Origin of the sequence: Belliella marina (genome assembly GCF_042682445.1) — a bacterium.
Lineage (GTDB): Bacteria > Bacteroidota > Bacteroidia > Cytophagales > Cyclobacteriaceae > Belliella > Belliella marina.
This window is the reverse complement of the sequence record NZ_JBHUHR010000021.1, coordinates 55,913-73,562: the sequence shown is the minus strand read 5'-3', so window position 1 is coordinate 73,562 and position 17,650 is coordinate 55,913. Positions and strand designations below refer to the sequence as shown.

Genomic DNA, 17,650 nt, shown 5'->3' with positions numbered 1-17,650 from the left:
GGTTTTAAATGGTGAGAACTACGAAAAGAAGGTGCGAACTTTTTTATGAAGTAATATTGGGATATTGCGGATTGAAAAAGTGAAGTAGGTTGCCGTTTAAAACCAAATAGTCGGCTCAGTCAATAAAAACACCCATTTACTGCGTTAAATTTTTGAGCGATAGCTTAGGCTATCCCTCAGAAATTTGCCTTGTAACTGGATATTTTTATTGATTTTGACTTTGTGATAACAATCGAACTCAGGTTAATAGTCTCTCAAAAACCGGTGAAAGCCGGTTTTTTTATGCCTTCTCTTTTCCTTCTCAAATGATTGAGGAAAATCTTTCATCCGGAATAGCAGTCCAAACGCTGTTCTTTTCTACTATCAAATTTTGGGCAAGAGCAAACAGATGTGCCTCGCTTTCATAAAAATGCATCATATACCCTGCCGTATTGACAAAGCAAACCAAATCACCAATTTCCGGAAACTGATGCAATTGTATTTTTCTCTTCAGCAGCAACTCCTGCTCCAGGCAGTATGCTCCCACAAAATAAACTTCGCAAGGCATATGATCACCGGAATATTGGGGTAAAAAAATTGGGTCAAGCAAATAATCAGCACTTGAGCTGAACATTTGTGTCCTGTTCATTTCCAATCCCACCAACAATCTACCTTGGGAGTCTTTCTTTCTAAATGCCACTTTTGCCACTGTGATCCCTGTCTGATCCAACATCGATCTTCCCGGTTCTATCCTCAGTTCAATATCCCTTTGCTGCAAATGCTTGCAGAGAGGCACGCCGTCTTTTTCACCCCGCAGGATTTTTTCCACAAAATGCTCCTGAAAAAGTTCATTGTAATAAGGATATACATGAGGCTCACCTATCAGGTTTCCATCAATGTTGGTAATTCCCAAGAGGTTCTTTTGAAAGGTAATCTCTTCCGCATCCTCATAGACACTTTGTTTGAGTCTTTGGTGAAAAGTGTCCCATTCGACTGCCGAAGTCAAGTAATTCATCAAAATACCACCTCCTATGTCTACAAAGCTTGTCTTAAAACCATCAATAGCCAAGGTATCCACAAGGTCTAGGCACTGTGACAATCCATCAATCCTTTCCTCTGTACTATAGCCATTCAGATGGAAATGCAGGCCATGATACAGAAACCTGTTGTACTTGCCCGATCCTTTGAGGTTCTGCGTAATAAATCCGGCAATTTCCTCTACATCAAACCCAAACCTGGAATATAATTTTTCACGCTTATGCCAAAACCCACTTACCCTGAATCCTACACGCAGGGTCTTGTTTTCCTCAGTCAAGACTTGATGCAGCAATTCACATTCATCAAAATTATCCAACACTATGGGGATTTGGTGGGCAACTACGTATTGCAACAATTCCCTGTTTTTGACAGCGGCAGTTACGGTGATATCATCAGGCTTTACGCCCATCTGTATACAATCCTTTATTTCATTGAGACTTGCGGTGTCTACCCCAAACCCACCACTTTTGGCTGCCTTCACGAAGCTTTTGCATTTATTGGCCTTTCTGGCAAAAAACACCTTGTATTTCACACCAAAGTCCTTGAATACTTTATCATATTTGAGAAAATTCTCTTCAAATAAACCTAGATTCAACAAGTTTATTGGGGAACCATATTGCTTAATCCAATCATTTAATAGGTCCAGATTGCCAGTTAAGTCCGTTATCCAAGGATCCACTATAGGTGTCAATTTTGGGATTGTTGAGTTTGTCATAATTGAGTGAAATTTGTTTTGCCCAAGGTGAAAGGAAATTGTTGTTGGTCCGGGAAAGGCTTTCGTTGTCCAATGTCCACCCTTCAGTTGGGACACCATAAAAGCAAATATGCTTGTACTTATGAAGCCTGCCCATCCGATCCATTTCCAAGCATCCGGTTTTGTATTTTTCATTGGTGAAAAAACCAATTTCTGATTGCTCAACTAGCTGCTTTATGTATTTCGGCTGCGTATCAAGCCCTGCAGATTTGGGGATTCTGGCATCGATGAATAGATGGGCTATTTTGGATTGGTGATTCTCTTTGTGGCTGAGTTTATATCCAAAAGTTTGCCCATCCCAGGAGACTTTGGGATCGGCAGCAAAATCGAAGTGAATGATACCTGCTTCTTGCAGGGCTAGTATTTTTTCCATGCTTACTTTAGGTGGACCGTAGGAGACACGTTGAAACCTATTTGCATACATCCTATCAAAATAACGATGGCTTTCACCACTTAATTTCCCGAAGGAATAAAGCCTTTTGAACAAGGGATAAATTTCACGCCATAATCCAGACATTGCGACTGTTGCACTAAGCAGTTTACCATAACGCTCAGGGAAAAGCATGGTCTTCATATACTTGTTGACAGCTTTATTTAGATTGCTTGTGTCTGATTTGGGAGATAAGAAAAGTTCCAAATCAAATGGCTTAAACTTGGGAAACCGATTCTCTGCGATCACTTCCATCTCCTGCAAAGTAGTACTTGGATCAATCTCTAAACCTATTTCATGATTGAGTAAATTCAAAACATATTGAAACCTGAATTCCAGATCAATAAGTGGCAATACCTCATGTTTAAAATCAATACTTCTATTGGAATCTGATAGTTCCGACACTACTTCATCTGTGAAGAATTTCAATGAAAAACCATCCTTGTCCAAATCATTTTGACGGGAAACCATCGGCAAACCAGATCTGGAAAAAGGCAATATTTCAAGAGGTTCTTTTCCCGATGGGATGTAAGTCAAGCCGTCTTCGCCCTTCTCAAAACATCCGCCTTGCCCTTCGGTCATTGCCAATACTGCATCGACAAAAGTCAACCCTATCCCCTTCACGATGACTGTCTTGCCTTCATAATCCAAATGTTCCAATTGATGTATCGGATACACTGATGTGACCAAAGAGCTTGATTGATTGTGATTTTGGCCATCCAGTATTTCATCAGGCATCTTGTTTCCGAAACTATATGAATGACCTGTACAACAGATTACCTCTGAAAAATGCTTGCCATAACCTTGTTTTGTCTGAACCAAAAGACCATCAGCGCCATCCCCGATTGAATTTACTTCTCCCACTACCAAATGTAATCGGATATATTCCGGAAGTGACTCGATAACTTTACAAAGACAATATTGAAGATATACACCTGTCAAAGCCCGTGTACAATAATCAGTTGGATCGACGGTTTCATTTGGATCAAGCTTAAATCTTTCCAAAAACTCAACAAGGTTTAAACGCTCATTCACAAGTTGTTCAGCTTCATCTGTCCAAAAATCAACCTTTCCCAGATGATAGTTCATCAACAAATAATCAGGTTGATCTGTGAGGTAATTTGGTCCAGAAGCAAAATTCACACCTGCATTGAAACATACGATATCGATGTATTTCCCAGCATTAAGATTGCACCAAACACTTGCAAGGCGCTCGATCGCATAGGATCCCCTAGGACCTCCGCCCACGATTGCCACCCGGAAGTCAGTCTGTGGAATTGAATCATCCCCCACCAAACCTTCTATACATTTTTTGTGCTGTTTGTTTAAATCAGCTAATTGGCTCGTATTCCAGATTTTCATTGACTTTCTTTTTGACCATCTCCAGGCATTCTTTTCCAAATGTTTCCATGATCCATTCTTCTGAGTAAATTGTATCAAGGTAACGTTCGCCCCGATCACAGATGATGATTACAGCTTTTTCGCCAGGCTTCATTTCCAGTTTTTCCACTGCCGAAACCAATGCCCCGGTAGAACCTCCTGCAAGAATTGCCTCATGCCGAAGCAGCTTCATACAGCCCACTATACTTTCCCACTCTTCCATCCACATTGGTTCTGCCAACAGTTCATGTTTCAAAAACTCAGATGGTTTTGAAGCACCAAATCCCGGGATAACCCTTTTTGCCGCTTTTCCGCCGAAAATAATACTGCCATAGGCATCTACTGGGATGATTTTTGAATTTCCCCGAAATTGGTGGTTATGGTCTGCAAACCCCATTAACGTGCCACAGGTACTTGTTGCAGCCAATATATATTCGGGATAGACCCCCAACTGGCAGACTATTTCCTCTGCGGTACGGTGGTGCGTCATTGGATTGAGGGGATTCCCATACTGCCTTGTCCAGAAAGAATTTGGATTATCATCAATCAGCTCATATACCCGATTGATCCTTGCATTTAAATATGAACCGGAATCGTCAATTTCACGCACCATGTCGATGGTCGCCCCGTAAGTTTTCAGCAGTTTCAATGTTTGCTTATTGATATAGGGATCTACTACCAGATGAAGATCCAATCCATAGTAGAGGCATATCTGGGCAAGCCCTACGCCCATATTCCCAGAGGTACTTTCCAAGATCAGGGTATCATTGTCAATCAAACCCTGTTTGAAGGATTCTTCTATAATAAATTTCGAGGTCCTGTCCTTGATACTCCCTGCTGGATTCATCAATTCCAGTTTTCCATAGACCTTTTTGTCAGGAAAAAGTTTAGACAACCGAATCAAGTTGGTATTGCCTATTAATGAGGGGATTCCCTCGCAGGTTTGACTATTGTTGGCTAATATCATTTTTAGAAAATTAGAATTTAGGGCCCACGGTAAACAAGTTACAGCAAGCGCCCTTATCTAATTGCAAATCCTACTCCAAACCTAAAAATGAATATTTCCGATTAACCTATTGGTATATTTTAAACGTTTTAAAGTCCCCAATACATAAATCCCCTCATTTACAAATGGTTTCAATCAGCTATTTGATAATTTGGCTGATTTACATGGGGAATTAGTTTCCCGATATGGGCTGCCTATATTCTACAGAGAAAAGCAGATAGAATATCAGTCCGATACCGATGCATTTAAGGTAGGCTTTGTCCTTACAGCGGTTGTTGGATAGTCTTAACAATCTCTCTGTTCTTTAACTTAAAAACCTCAGTCCGAATCTGTTTCCCTACAGAATTTAGATCTGGATACTCATAACTCACAACGATATTTGCTTCAGTAATGACACTATCCCAATCAGAATATTTAATCTTGGCAGCTTCTGAAGTTTCAACAGAGATAGAGTCTATCATACTTTGGAAATTTATGCTTCCCAAATAAACTAAAGCAGATTTATCGTCGCTAAAAAAGATTATTTGAATATTGTTCAATTGAAAATTTTCTGACTTCCCATCTTCATTTTTGCTTTCCCTTTTCGAGAATTCTGTCTCGAGAATATTGGACAAAATAAAACCAGAATAATGTGTAATCAACATTGAATTTCCTATATCATGGTTTTTCATAATATTGAAAGATTTACAGGAAACAAGTAGTAATAGGATCAGAACGGATAATGTATTTATTTTTTTCATTGATTAATTCGATTATAAAATGAAAGATAAAACAACCTTAAAAAGCAATCCCACCACTAAACCTCCAACAAGCTGTTTCCTTGCATAGGATAACCAAATTGCGATTTTCAGGACTTCAGAGGCACAAGTTGTAAATCTCGTTCCAAATTCGATAGAAAGGTATATTATTTCAACTAAAACTTCAAAGATTTTTCTATGGTGCAGGCTAAATCCAGAACTTTTTTATTCCAATCATTTTGTTTGTTTGACAGCATATTTTTGATCAATTTAGCTTTATGGAAAGCATGAATTTACATCATATGGGAATGTTTTTGGACGCAGACATTATCATCGACCAAAAGGAGATTCCAGAACTGGTTGTGAGAAACTTCAAAGATGTTGGGATTTCAGAATCTTTGGAATTGATAGAGGAAAATGTAGAAGAAGAACATGACCTTATTTTTGAAGGGAATTTTGAAAAAGGGATATTGATCGCCTACGAAGGGAGTCATCTGGAACCTGATCTTCGGGAATTTCTTTTCAAGATACTTGGTGCTGTTACCTGCTCACTCAAAGACATTGCCTTGTGCGCTTCGGAATCTGTGGAAGAGGTGTCTTATTCCAAAATCGAAGAGTTGAATGCCAATAAAATTTTGGTCTTTGGGAAACTAAACCATCAGCTTTTTCAGTTCAAACAACAAGCATATGAAATCAGGAATGAAAATGGGGTGGAATATTTATTTGCAGATGATTTAAGGTCAATTTTTACCGACGTAGAATTGAAAAAATCACTGTGGAACAAACTCCAAATCCTGTTTGGCATCAAAAAATAAACAGACCTCCGAAATGGCATCAATTGAATCAAAAGTAAAGTGGCTTAAAAGATTTAGAAAAATAAGTATTGTGGAAGGGCTTTCCTTTTTGCTGCTGCTTTTTGTCGCCATGCCGCTCAAATACATTTTTGATGTGCCAATGGCTGTCAAAGTTGTGGGATGGATCCATGGGGTGTTATTCATACTTTATATTTATATCATTTTCCCCACAGCCAAAAAACTGGATTGGAATTTTGCCAAAACTTTTTTGGGATTGATTGCTGCAGTTCTGCCTTTTGGTCCATTCATCTTTGACCGCAACTTGAAAAAGCAGGAAAAGGAATTGATTGAATCATGATAACCTATGTCATTGCTGTTTATCGGCAAAGTAGCGTATATTCAAACCAGTATAACAAATATCGCTGCTTGTAAAAACAGGACAAGTATTTTAGAAACCATGGTGTATGGCTTTGATCAGTAAGAAAAAAATAATCTATTCCATCAGTCAGGGACTTAGGAAATATCTCCTGAAATATGGAAGGATAGTTGATTTCCCCATTCACTACAAAGACCTTCTGAGGTATAACACTTCCATACCATTGTATGATTACAAGGGAAACGACACCCTTTGGGAGACTGTATTTTACAGTGAATCCGACCGGGAGGAAATCCATTACAATGTCAAAAAAATCTATGCGCTTCTGAAAGCTGAAGGGGACATTTCTGTCATGAAACATCTCTACGTGGATAGGATCGATCTCTGCAGTTATGGAAATACCCAGCCCTTCCGGGTCCGGATTGTCAATAGGATCAATGACAACTTCGATTATTTTTATGTCAAAAATGCGGATGCTTCCAGGGTATATGGGCTGGAATTGGAGCATCTCCTCTCTCCCAACAGGATCAGCTACCTTGTCCACGAAAACACATTGATAGAAGAGCATATTGCCGGTATTCCTGGAGAGATGTTTATGAAGCTCCATATCCATGATCAATTGTTGAACCCTATCAGGTTGGCAAAGGAGTTTGTAAAATTCAACGAACGCTGCTTCGTAAGACTTTTGGGAGATATGCATTCTTCCAACTTTGTGATTGACGTGACACCGGACTTTGAAGAGACTCATTATAGGATCAGGGCGATAGATTTTGACCAGCAATCCTACGAAGGAAAAAAATCAATTTACCTACCTCAGTATTTCAAGCAAAACAATGCCTTGATCAAACTTGGACTGGATCACATTACCTCCGAGTCAATGGTACAGTACCAACGGGAGGAGCGCGCCTTGATCGCAAATAGGCTGAAGTCATCCCACAAAGAAATAGAGGACATTTTGAGGAGTATGGAGCATGATACCATTTCTACAATAGAAAATATAGAATCACTTAAAACCGACTTGGCTAGACATTACAAAAACGAAAAATTTCTTTCCTGCAAAAACATGGGGGGTATCCTAAGGGAAAGTCTGGAACAAGTCCATAAAAAATAACTTAGATATATTCATAAAAAAGCTGCTAGATCAATCTAGCAGCTTTTTTATTGATTATTAATAGTATCGAACCTCACATTCAGGGTTTAGTTTTCTAAAGTTATCTACTCCCCTTTTATTGATTCTGGTGTTGAAACAACTCAATTTTCTAAGATTTGTCAAACCTTGAACCGGTTTCAAAGACTTCACATTCGTGCTGGCTATATCAAGTTCCTCCAATTCATACAATGAATTCAATCCTCTTAAGTTTTTGACATTTGTCCCCGAAAGGTTCAATGTTTTCAGTTGGGAATGAACTCCCAAAGGCCTCAAATCATCGATGCCCGTATTTGAAAGATCCAATTCCTGAAGGTTGTTCAGATCAGACAAGACTTTGAGGTCAGTAATGGGTGCTTGGCTGATTTTCAATCTTTCCAGCTGTTTCAGGTTCCCTATTTCAGAAAAATCCATCGCCGGAACGTCGAATACATATAAGTCTCTCAAGTTGATAAAAACCCCAAGATGTGTGAAATTTGAAATTGATTCCTTTTCAATATTCAACTTTGTCTCTGTCGTCCAAGCATGAAGTTCTTCGGTATTTGGGTCATCAGATGTTCCGAATTGGTCTTTGAAAATAGACCTCCAGGTATCATCCAAACCATCCCACCAGGTCTCCAATTCAAGTGATCTGAAAATCACGTTCAAGGAAGGGGTCTCATGGACTGCCGCTACGACTTCCTCAACAGGAATCTCGGCATTTTCCACATTCAGATATTTCAATGTTTTGACACCTACCAAAGGTGAAATGCTGGAAATAGGCGCATTTCTAAAATCCAAAACTTCAATATTTGGCAAACTTGAAAGGGGTTGCAAAGAATTTACTTTTGCATTTCGACCTGTGATTTTTGTCAAAGTTTTGATGTCAGAAAGTGGTGACAGGTCCGTGACCTTTGTATTATCAAAATACAGGAAATTGATCTTTTTGAATTTAAGGACAGGTCCAAGGTTTACGATTTCGCTATCTGACAAATCCAAGGAATCTGATCCGATCAAGGCTGATAGGTCTTCGATAGATGGCTCAGCATGGATTAAGTTCCTATTGACCTTAACGAACACATCCCTCCAAGGCTGCGTCAAACCTTCCCACCAGGTCTGTAGGTTTTCCACATGGTGGATCATCAGGACAGATCTGTTCCTTCTGGAAAACTCATCCGCTTCCCATTCCTGAATCCTTGTCCTATCTGCATAGATTTTCTTCAAAGAAGGTATTCTGTCCAGTGGATTTAGATCTGAGACTTCTGTCTGGTTGATATTGATCACCCTAAGCTTAGGTAGGGCTTTCAATGGAGTCAAATCAACGATGTTGGTTTCTTTCAGATTGATACTCTCCAAACTTTTGAGGTTTGCAAGCAATTCGAAATTGATCAAATAATTGGCACTGATGTCCAAATTCATAAGTTTATCCAATTCTTGGATATTCTCAAGGTTATTGAACCCACTTGAATTCAAATAAAGTGACCTGAGTGATTCGAATGAATTCAGCACGCCAAAACTCGCAATCGGTGTTCTTTCTGCCTTCAAAGTCGAAAGCATTTTTAGATTTCCCAATTCGCTGATGTCATTTATTTCTGTATCTGAGATATCCAGATAGGTCAATCTATCGGAGTATTTGATAAACTGTATATCATTGGTCGGAGTGTTTGCTATGTTGAGATGGGTTAGGAATGTCACATTGCTGATAGGGTTCAACTCCTCTATTTTCGTATTGCTGATATCGATGTATTTCAAGTCCCGGAGGGCTTGTATCGGTTCGAGATCCAATACGAATTGATTCCCGGATAAATCTATGGAATCAATGGTGCTAATTTTATACAAATGCTCCAATGAAACAGAATCCCCTTCCGACAATCCTATTTTGCTTTTAAAATAGTCCGTCCAAGTATAGGAAAGTAAAGACCACCATTCTTCAAGTTCCTTGTCCCTATTCAATTTGGTAGTGTAAATACTGGCGATCTTTAATTCATTGGTGATTCTATCGACATTCACCTCTACAAAGCGCTCCCTTGTATTGGTGATTTTCTCAAGGTTTAACCCTGTCGCTGTCAAAGTCCTGTCAAGGGTTACTATAAACGACAACTCATCGTTGTCTCTCAAAAAAGGCTTTACCTCCCTAACTTTGAACTTGAAGTTGGCATCTTTGAAAAAGAATTCAATGTCTTTCAAATAGGCAGTAATATCCTTGTTGGTAATTACTTTTCTATCAAGCAACAAATCATCCTCCACCTGGACTTTGCTGTCTCTGAAAATTTTCTTGTAGCTCTCTCTGATGATCACATCTTTATCCCTGGCAGGCGTTTCTTTATTGCCAACCGTGTTAAAGTAGTATTCCAGGAATTTCACTTGATCCTCTGCCTTTTGACCAAGATCTTTGATCTCTTGCTTGGAATAGTCACCCAGAGCCTGCTGTCCAAAAACTCCTGTGGAGTTGACCAATGCTACTGCAAAAAGAAGATATTTAATGCTATTTTTGATCATATATGTATTTCTGAATAACCTCTTTATCTCCAGCCTTAAGTTTAACTAAATTACTTATCAACCAACCTGTGTTAAAGCCTGGCCTATTGAATTGATTCAATTCAAAGTACCAATTATTGATCTGGAAAAAATGAAATTTAACATCTGAGATATTATCAAATTTCAGATTACCATTCTTCATTTCATAAAGGAATATGGTCAAATAGTCCGGTTCATATTCCTTTGGTGTATACGATTCAGGTTTATCATTTTCCTGAAATGCTTTTCGAAGGTTCATGAAGCCAATTTCATGGCTTAATGGATGCAAAAAAGATTTCTGATCACCTTCTGGCTTCTTGAAGAAATTCTTGAATGGCTTGAAACTGATTTTGTCAACTACCCACTCATAACCCAGTCCTTCAGGCTGTAGCTTCATGAATAAAGTAACTTCTTCTTTTTTTCCTTTGAAAATAAATGTTGTCTCAACTTCTGCAAACCACTCCCCTTTGTGAAAATTAACATATTGCGGCAAAGGTTCCGAAAGTACGTCATTGAGGAATTCTGACTTTAATGAATTCTGTATACTCGAGGTTTCATTGTCAAAGAGCACACTTATAAATTTGCTGCGCAGTTCCTTTGCCCTAAATTCTGCATCGGAATCATAGTATCTTTTCGAACCATCTGCACTTTCCTCTCCGTTGAACCTTCTAAAAAATTGGCTCACTTGCTTGGTAGAAGCAGCAAACCTACCATCATCCTGTGGCGAACCGGGGCTGTATAAACCTTGCCCCGGTGCCAACTGAATGGAAGTAATTATTAATAAAGCTAATAATGCTATTTTTCTCATGCTGAAGTTTCAGTCACACGGATATCTCCTAACATAACATCCCAGAATTCGATGGTTCTACCTGCAATCTGAGTTTGTTTTTTCTCAACATAGATAGTGATATCTTTCTTGGTTGTATCTCTGTAGTTCAATCCGCTTTCCAAAGAAGTACCTTCGAATCTTTGATATACAGTAACTACACCTACGTATCTACCATCAGGCTGTCTCTCCAAATCAGAGATATAGTGGATGTCATACCAGGTGATATTTACCCTGTCGTAGTTCAAAGCCATCAATCTTTCAAAGTATCTTCTTACTTTGTAGTAAGCGATTTCTTTTCTGTTGATTGAAGAAACGCCCATTTCAGCATCTGGAGCAAAAAGCTCTTCAGCTCTGTCCATTACCCTGTTCGCTTCTGAGAATTGCGTCTCTTTGCTTCCAATGATCGAGATATATTTACTTAAATCTTTTACTTTTTCCAAAGCCAAAGAGTCTATTGCCTGCTTTCTTGATGGGCTAATGTCATTTGACTGAGCCAAAGAAATTGACGCTGAAGCCAAAAAAGCAAGTAGAAATAAAGAAATGTATTTTTTCATGATTATAATTTTACTTTTTGAGTGATTATTTACGACGAAGCTCCAGTTCAGAAACTCTTCCAGATCCATCCAATCGGATGTCGCTGATAAAATTCAAATTCTTTTTGGTGTCTTTCAAATAATTGAGATACTTAGAGATAGTTGTAGGCTCGTCATAATCCTTGATACCGCTCTCTTCATGGATTACGATAAGGACTGGGGTTTCTTGGTTTGAGAACATACCCAAAGCTTCCTGAATAGTGCTATTGGCAGACTGAACATTGCTGGAGTTTGCGATGCTGCTAAAATAATTCTCCAATTTACCTACTGCTACTTCTTCAGCCGATAGGTCGGGAGTTGATGGAGTCGATGGTGTTTCGACTTGCTCGACTGGTGCTGGTGGCGGTGTCTCAGCGACTACCTTCTTTTTACTTTTACATGCTCCCATAGCCAATAAGCCAAACAGAGCTACAAATACCAATCTGTTTACAGGTGATTTGAGGATTCTTTTTTTCATCTTCTGAATTATAAGTTTAAATTTTGTTCTGAAAGGTCATCACTATTTAATCAAAAAGCATTCCATAAAACTTATCATTGAAGATAATTTCCAAAAGAAGCATTTTAATTACCGTGATGCTTTTATTATGGCGCAAATGTATATGAAAAACTTCATATTTTTCACAATACTATTTGCTACAATATCACAATATTTCTTAAAAATTAAAAAGGTCATTTTAAATTTTAAAATGGCCTTTTTAATGCAATCAATCTGCTACTGAAAAATCTCCGACAACTTATTTTCCAAACTGGCTCCCCTCAGGTCTTTAGCGACTATTTTCCCCTCAGGATCAATCAAATAAGTAGCAGGAATAGCATTGATCTGGTAGGTAGCTGCTGCTTCCGAATTGAAGTATTTCAAATCGGATACATGCGTCCAGGTAAGTTCATCATCTTCTATTGCTTTTTCCCAAGCTTCTTTGGTCCTATCCAAAGAAACACCAAAAACTTCAAAGCCTTTCTCCTTATATTGATTGTATAGCCTGACCACATTTGGGTTTTCTTCCCTGCATGGCTTGCACCAAGCTGCCCAAAAATCGATCAAGACATATTTTCCGCGTAAATCTGACAGCTTTACCAATTCCCCCTGCGGGTTTGGAAGGGCAATTTCCGGTGCAATTTGACCTATAGACAAAGCCCTTAAATCCTCCAACCTGGCCATGAGGGAGGTAATCATTTTTGTGTTTGGGTATTTTTCATTCAAGCTGCTAACAACCTCATCCATGAAGATGAAATCTTGTTTGGGATTAAGCATTCCCAAAGCAAACAATGCCGCAAAACTATTGTCCATTTCACCGATGCTTGCTTTGACTTTGGTGGCATGGTTTCCCTCAAGACTCATCGCCTGCTCCTGTATTTCCTTGATTTTATCCTGATCCCTATTGTTCATCGCTTCATAGTAGGCATCATTCAGATCATTTATCTGATTTTGATAATCCTCTCTAAGATCCCTCACCTTCAGCATGTTTTTAGAATCATCTGATCCTTCTATCCTCAAACTCTTCTCGTCTTTGACATCATAATTTATCTGAACATCCTGGTCATACAATGCAAGCATAACCGATGCATTCTCCTGGACACTCAATTCATAGAACCCTGGCTCATCCAGCTCCAAGGTATATTCAAACTTCCCATTTGGATTCAATTTCAACGTATCCAAAACTTCGGTCTTGTCATCTAAATACTTCACCAAGACAACTTCCGAGGATGTTGAATTCTCAATTTTCCCCGAAATCTTAACAGTACCATCAAAAACCTGTTCTTTCGAACCGCATGAAGTCAAAGGAAATGCAAGTATTAAAACCAGGAATGTCTTTACTATATTATTCATATCAATCAATTTTCAAGTAATTCTGTTAAAATCTTGGTTGCTACTTTTGGATCCGCCTTTCCTTGGGATTTCTTCATTACCTGTCCCATAAACATTCCCATCAAACCTTTTTTGCCTGATCTGTACTCTGCTACTTTCGACACATTCTCTGCCAATACACTTTCCACAATTGGTTTGAGTGACCCTTCATCACTCTCTTGGATCAAGTTCAATTCTTGCGCTATCTCCAAAGGAGTCTTTTCTTCATTCTTGAGCATTTCTGGATAAACTTTCTGGGAAGCTACCGAGAAGTTGATTTTTCCTTCATCAACGATCGATATCAAACTTGCCAATCGCTTCGGAGAAATAGGGAAATCAGAAATATGTAGTGTCAATTCGTTCAGATAGGACTTTACCGGCCCCATCATCCAGTTGGATGCAGCCTTATAGTTTTGTGTTGACTCACACAATTCATTGAAGTAAAGTGCAATCTCTTTGGAATCAGTCAATACTCCGGCATCATATTCTGGCAGGCCATATGAATTGACAAATTTATAATGGAGCTCCCTTGGCAAGGCTGGCATTTCTTTTCTGATACCTTCCAACCATTCCTCAGAAACTACCACAGGACTCAAATCCGGCTCTGGGAAATACCTGTAATCATTCAGGTCTTCTTTGGTACGCATAGAAGCGGTAGTCCCCGTAGTGGCATCAAAGGTCCTGGTCTCGGAAATAATCTCCTCATCCCCCTCGATCATATGAATCTGCCTTTCATATTCGTGCTCGATCGCCCTGGCTACATTCCTGAAAGAGTTCATGTTTTTTACTTCGACTTTTTTGCCATATTCAGCCGCTCCCCTTAATCTTACTGAGATATTGGCATCACAACGCAAAGAGCCTTCCTCCATGTTTCCATCACAGATATCCAGGTATCTTACCAGCTTTTTGATTTCAGCCAAAAATGCATACGCTTCTTCCGAAGACCTGATATCCGGCTCCGATACAATCTCGATAAGCGGAACCCCTGCCCTATTGTAATCTACCAATGTATCGACCTCCCCTGCCAAGTGCATGGATTTGCCGGCATCCTCTTCCATATGGATTCTGGTCAAGGTCACCGATCTCTTGCTCCCATCTGGCATAGTCAATGGAACTTGTCCTCCCACACAGATGGGATTCTTATCTTGGGTGATTTGGTATCCTTTTGGAAGATCTGGATAGAAATAGTTCTTTCGGGCAAAAATATTCCTTCTTGTGATTTCGGAATCACAGGCGATTCCCATCTTGACGGCAAATTCAACTGCACTCTTGTTTACCTTTGGCAAGGTACCGGGATGTCCCAATGTAACCACTGAAATATGGGTATTGGGCAAGTTTCCAAACTCTGTAGAGTCAGTTGTGTACATTTTACTTTTGGTAAGCAACTGTGCATGGACTTCCAATCCCACTACCAATTCATATTTATCTTTTATTTCTGCTGAAAGCATTTCTATTCTTCTTTTTGTAAAAACCGATAATTGGACTCAAAAATGGTTTAGAAAACATCTAAAACCAAATTAGAGTTAAGTAAATTGAATTAAAGCTGGGAAAACATAACCTTCGCTTTTTCGATCACAGCCGGCAAACCTGCTAGATTCTTCCCACCTGCAGTGGCAAAGAATGGCTGACCTCCGCCACCTCCCTGGATTTCTTTTGCCAAATCCCGTACAGCATTTCCTGCATTCAGTCCTTTGGAGGCTACCAAACCTTCATTGATGATGACGGCAATCTGTGGCTTTCCATCAATCTCCGCTGCAATCACACATATCAAATTCTCTATTTCATTCTTCAGCTCAAATGCAATCTTTTTCAAAGCATCTGCTGATGGCAAATTGACTGTTGCAAACAATTGATTGGTAACACCTACTGCTTCAACTTGATTCAAAAGAGCATCTTTTATTGCATTTGCTTGCAAACCATGTAGTCCTTCAATCTCTTTTTTCAAGTCATTTTTTTCCTGAATCAATGATTCAATTGCCTTTTTGACATCTTTTGGACTTTTCAGAAGCTCTTGGATCTCTTTTACCAATGACAACTGCTCATTTATATAGTTCTCCGCAGCATCGGCTGTGATCGCCTCAATCCTGCGCACGCCGGAAGATATAGAACCTTCGGAAATGATCTTGAATAAGCCAATCACTCCTGTGGATGCAACATGGCAACCGCCACAAAGCTCTACAGAAAAATCCCTGCCATAGGTAATCACCCTGACGAATTCCCCATACTTTTCACCAAACAATGCAGTTGCTCCTTGCTGTTTCGCTACCTCAATTGGGACATTCCTTTGCTCAAACAAAGCAATATTTTCCCTGATCTTGGCATTGACGATGGCTTCTACTTTCGAGATTTCCTCCTCAGTTAATTTTGAGAAATGGGCAAAGTCAAACCGCAGCAAACTTTCGTTGACCAATGATCCTTTCTGCTGGATATGGTCCCCCAAAACTTCCTTCAAAGCAGCCTGCAGCAAATGCGTTGCTGTATGGTTATTGATGGTCAACCTTCTTTTTTCAGCATTTACCTTGGCAGTAAAACTTGATAAAGGATTGCTTGGCAGTCTGTCTACAAAATGGACAATCAAATCATTTTCCTTTTTAGTATCCAGCACTTTGATCTTTTCAGTATCAGATTCTAATATCCCTTGATCCCCCACCTGTCCACCGCTCTCAGCGTAAAAAGGTGTCTTGTCCAATACCAATTGGTAACGATCTCCCTTTTTATCTTTGATTTGTCGGTATTTGACGATCTTACTTTCAGCTTGCAAGTGATCATATCCGACAAATTCCACTCCTTCATCCTCAGAAACCATCACCCAATCCCCTGTCTCCTGTTCTGCCGCAGCCCTGGATCTTGTTTTTTGCTTTTCCATTTCTTGGACAAATCCCGCTTCGTCAACGGAAAGACCATTTTCCCTTGCTATCAGGGAAGTCAAATCCAATGGAAATCCAAAAGTGTCGTACAATTCGAAAGCAGTTTTTCCATCGATCACTTTTTCGGATTTGGAAGCCATTTCCAACTGAATCTGGTCAAGTATTTTCAGACCATTATCCAGTGTCCTCAAAAATGAAGCTTCCTCCTCCTGGATCACTTTGGCTATAAACTCTTGCTGTGCAGCAATTTCCGGGAATATTTCCCCGAAGTTTTCTGCCAAAAGTGGCATCAAGTCAAACATAAATGGCTTCTGGAATCCAAGGAAAGTATAACCATATCTCACTGCCCTTCTCAAAATCCTTCGGATCACATACCCTGCCTTATTGTTGGAAGGAAGTTGCCCATCTGCAATGGTAAAAGCAATCGCCCTGATATGATCTACAATCACCCGCATTGCGATGTCTATTTTTTCATCTTTCCCATAGGATTTCCCGGATTTCTCCTCCAAAACCTGAATAAATGGTGTGAAAATGTCTGTATCGTAATTGGAGGATTTTTCTTGGATGGCTCTCACCAATCGCTCAAAACCCATCCCTGTATCCACATGCTTGGCAGGAAGTTCTTTCAGGGAACCATCACTCAACCTATTGAACTGCATGAATACCAAGTTCCAAATTTCGATTACTTGAGGATGGTCATTGTTGACCAAATCAAAGCCGCTTTCAGAGGCTCTTTCTTCATCAGACCTCAAATCAACATGGATTTCCGAACATGGACCACATGGACCTGTGTCCCCCATTTCCCAAAAATTATCCTTCTTGGATCCGAAGATGATGCGGTCTTCAGGAACAATGTCTTTCCATAGTTCAAAAGCTTCTATATCCTTGTCCAACCCATCTTTTGCATCACCGCCAAATACTGAAACATACAACCTGTCCTTCGGCAACTTGTAAACCTCAGTCAATAATTCCCAAGCCCATGCTATGGCTTCTTTTTTGAAATAATCCCCAAAAGACCAATTTCCGAGCATTTCGAACATGGTATGATGGTAAGTGTCCACCCCCACTTCTTCGAGATCATTGTGTTTTCCGGAAACTCTCAGACATTTTTGACTATTCGCCACCCTGGTTGCCTTTGCGATTTCATTTCCAAGAAAATAATCCTTGAATTGGTTCATACCGGCATTTGTAAACATCAAGGTAGGATCATTCTTGACTACTATTGGTGAAGATGGTACAAATTGATGCTGTTTTGATTGAAAAAATTCAATAAATGTACTTCTGATTTTCTTTGCTTCCATGTAAGCTTTTGACTATGTTCGGATTATAAATTCATTATTTATATATTTGCACGCCTGCGTTACGTTATACCACCCAA

14 protein-coding genes are annotated in these 17,650 nt (G+C 39.5%); 3 read left to right on the top strand and 11 right to left on the bottom strand.

Annotated features, from left to right (window positions below; all coding sequences use genetic code 11):
• Nucleotides 1-301: 301 nt before the first annotated feature.
• The 4 genes from ACFSKL_RS07180 to ACFSKL_RS07165 form a co-directional block, all read right to left on the bottom strand.
• A complete protein-coding gene (locus ACFSKL_RS07180; RefSeq protein ID WP_376884837.1) occupies nucleotides 302-1,612 on the bottom strand; it encodes a type III PLP-dependent enzyme domain-containing protein in 1,311 nt (436 codons plus the stop codon).
• 34 nt (nucleotides 1,613-1,646) lie between these two features.
• A complete protein-coding gene (locus ACFSKL_RS07175) occupies nucleotides 1,647-3,563 on the bottom strand; it encodes an FAD/NAD(P)-binding protein (RefSeq protein ID WP_376884836.1) in 1,917 nt (638 codons plus the stop codon).
• Nucleotides 3,532-4,548, bottom strand: coding sequence for a pyridoxal-phosphate dependent enzyme (locus tag ACFSKL_RS07170; RefSeq protein WP_376884834.1), 1,017 nt, complete (start codon nucleotides 4,546-4,548; stop codon nucleotides 3,532-3,534). Before ACFSKL_RS07170 ends, ACFSKL_RS07175 begins: the two co-directional genes overlap by 32 nt.
• 302 nt (nucleotides 4,549-4,850) lie before the next feature.
• On the bottom strand, nucleotides 4,851-5,258 hold the full coding sequence (locus ACFSKL_RS07165) for a hypothetical protein (protein ID WP_376884832.1): 408 nt from the start codon (nucleotides 5,256-5,258) through the stop codon (nucleotides 4,851-4,853).
• A 353-nt stretch (nucleotides 5,259-5,611) separates the two neighbouring features.
• Between ACFSKL_RS07165 and ACFSKL_RS07160 the strand changes: the two genes are divergently transcribed.
• From ACFSKL_RS07160 to ACFSKL_RS07150, 3 genes are all read left to right on the top strand, one after another.
• Nucleotides 5,612-6,139: a hypothetical protein gene (locus tag ACFSKL_RS07160; protein ID WP_376884831.1), complete on the top strand. Its 528-nt coding sequence runs from the start codon at nucleotides 5,612-5,614 to the stop codon at nucleotides 6,137-6,139.
• Between the two features lie 13 nt (nucleotides 6,140-6,152).
• Complete coding sequence (locus tag ACFSKL_RS07155; protein ID WP_376884829.1) at nucleotides 6,153-6,476, top strand: DUF3817 domain-containing protein; 324 nt, start codon at nucleotides 6,153-6,155, stop codon at nucleotides 6,474-6,476.
• Between the two features lie 106 nt (nucleotides 6,477-6,582).
• Nucleotides 6,583-7,605, top strand: coding sequence for a hypothetical protein (locus ACFSKL_RS07150; protein ID WP_376884827.1), 1,023 nt, complete (start codon nucleotides 6,583-6,585; stop codon nucleotides 7,603-7,605).
• 57 nt (nucleotides 7,606-7,662) lie between these two features.
• Here the strand turns inward: ACFSKL_RS07150 and ACFSKL_RS07145 are convergent, their stop codons facing one another.
• The 7 genes from ACFSKL_RS07145 to alaS form a co-directional block, all read right to left on the bottom strand.
• Complete coding sequence (locus tag ACFSKL_RS07145) at nucleotides 7,663-10,119, bottom strand: leucine-rich repeat domain-containing protein (RefSeq protein WP_376884825.1); 2,457 nt, start codon at nucleotides 10,117-10,119, stop codon at nucleotides 7,663-7,665.
• The gene (locus tag ACFSKL_RS07140; RefSeq protein WP_376884823.1) at nucleotides 10,106-10,945 is read right to left on the bottom strand and encodes a hypothetical protein; all 840 of its coding nucleotides are present in this window, start codon (nucleotides 10,943-10,945) and stop codon (nucleotides 10,106-10,108) included. Before ACFSKL_RS07140 ends, ACFSKL_RS07145 begins: the two co-directional genes overlap by 14 nt.
• Nucleotides 10,942-11,520 carry a hypothetical protein gene (locus tag ACFSKL_RS07135; protein ID WP_376884821.1) on the bottom strand — a complete coding sequence of 193 codons (579 nt, stop codon included), beginning with the start codon at nucleotides 11,518-11,520 and terminating at the stop codon, nucleotides 10,942-10,944. The genes ACFSKL_RS07140 and ACFSKL_RS07135 overlap by 4 nt, the downstream gene beginning before the upstream one ends.
• A gap of 25 nt (nucleotides 11,521-11,545) precedes the next feature.
• Nucleotides 11,546-12,016, bottom strand: coding sequence for a nucleoid-structuring protein H-NS (locus ACFSKL_RS07130; RefSeq protein WP_376884819.1), 471 nt, complete (start codon nucleotides 12,014-12,016; stop codon nucleotides 11,546-11,548).
• A 255-nt stretch (nucleotides 12,017-12,271) separates the two neighbouring features.
• Complete coding sequence (locus ACFSKL_RS07125) at nucleotides 12,272-13,387, bottom strand: redoxin domain-containing protein (protein ID WP_376884818.1); 1,116 nt, start codon at nucleotides 13,385-13,387, stop codon at nucleotides 12,272-12,274.
• Between the two features lie 5 nt (nucleotides 13,388-13,392).
• Complete coding sequence (gatB, locus tag ACFSKL_RS07120; RefSeq protein WP_376884816.1) at nucleotides 13,393-14,853, bottom strand: Asp-tRNA(Asn)/Glu-tRNA(Gln) amidotransferase subunit GatB; 1,461 nt, start codon at nucleotides 14,851-14,853, stop codon at nucleotides 13,393-13,395.
• 89 nt (nucleotides 14,854-14,942) lie between these two features.
• Entirely contained in the window at nucleotides 14,943-17,573 is a 2,631-nt protein-coding gene (gene alaS, locus ACFSKL_RS07115; RefSeq protein ID WP_376884814.1) for an alanine--tRNA ligase, read from the bottom strand.
• Nucleotides 17,574-17,650 lie beyond the last annotated feature (77 nt).

What these genes read in the sequence shown, in the direction of transcription:
- ACFSKL_RS07150 (WP_376884827.1), top strand. Translation starts at nt 6,583, where the DNA reads ATGGCTTTGATCAGTAAGAAAAAAATAATCTATTCCATCAGTCAGGGA.
- ACFSKL_RS07125 (WP_376884818.1), bottom strand. Translation starts at nt 13,387, where the DNA reads ATGAATAATATAGTAAAGACATTCCTGGTTTTAATACTTGCATTTCCT.
- alaS (WP_376884814.1), bottom strand. Translation starts at nt 17,573, where the DNA reads ATGGAAGCAAAGAAAATCAGAAGTACATTTATTGAATTTTTTCAATCA.
- ACFSKL_RS07140 (WP_376884823.1), bottom strand. Translation starts at nt 10,945, where the DNA reads ATGAGAAAAATAGCATTATTAGCTTTATTAATAATTACTTCCATTCAG.
- ACFSKL_RS07175 (WP_376884836.1), bottom strand. Translation starts at nt 3,563, where the DNA reads ATGAAAATCTGGAATACGAGCCAATTAGCTGATTTAAACAAACAGCAC.
- ACFSKL_RS07135 (WP_376884821.1), bottom strand. Translation starts at nt 11,520, where the DNA reads ATGAAAAAATACATTTCTTTATTTCTACTTGCTTTTTTGGCTTCAGCG.
- ACFSKL_RS07160 (WP_376884831.1), top strand. Translation starts at nt 5,612, where the DNA reads ATGAATTTACATCATATGGGAATGTTTTTGGACGCAGACATTATCATC.
- ACFSKL_RS07155 (WP_376884829.1), top strand. Translation starts at nt 6,153, where the DNA reads ATGGCATCAATTGAATCAAAAGTAAAGTGGCTTAAAAGATTTAGAAAA.
- ACFSKL_RS07170 (WP_376884834.1), bottom strand. Translation starts at nt 4,548, where the DNA reads ATGATATTAGCCAACAATAGTCAAACCTGCGAGGGAATCCCCTCATTA.
- gatB (WP_376884816.1), bottom strand. Translation starts at nt 14,853, where the DNA reads ATGCTTTCAGCAGAAATAAAAGATAAATATGAATTGGTAGTGGGATTG.
- ACFSKL_RS07130 (WP_376884819.1), bottom strand. Translation starts at nt 12,016, where the DNA reads ATGAAAAAAAGAATCCTCAAATCACCTGTAAACAGATTGGTATTTGTA.
- ACFSKL_RS07165 (WP_376884832.1), bottom strand. Translation starts at nt 5,258, where the DNA reads ATGAAAAACCATGATATAGGAAATTCAATGTTGATTACACATTATTCT.
- ACFSKL_RS07145 (WP_376884825.1), bottom strand. Translation starts at nt 10,119, where the DNA reads ATGATCAAAAATAGCATTAAATATCTTCTTTTTGCAGTAGCATTGGTC.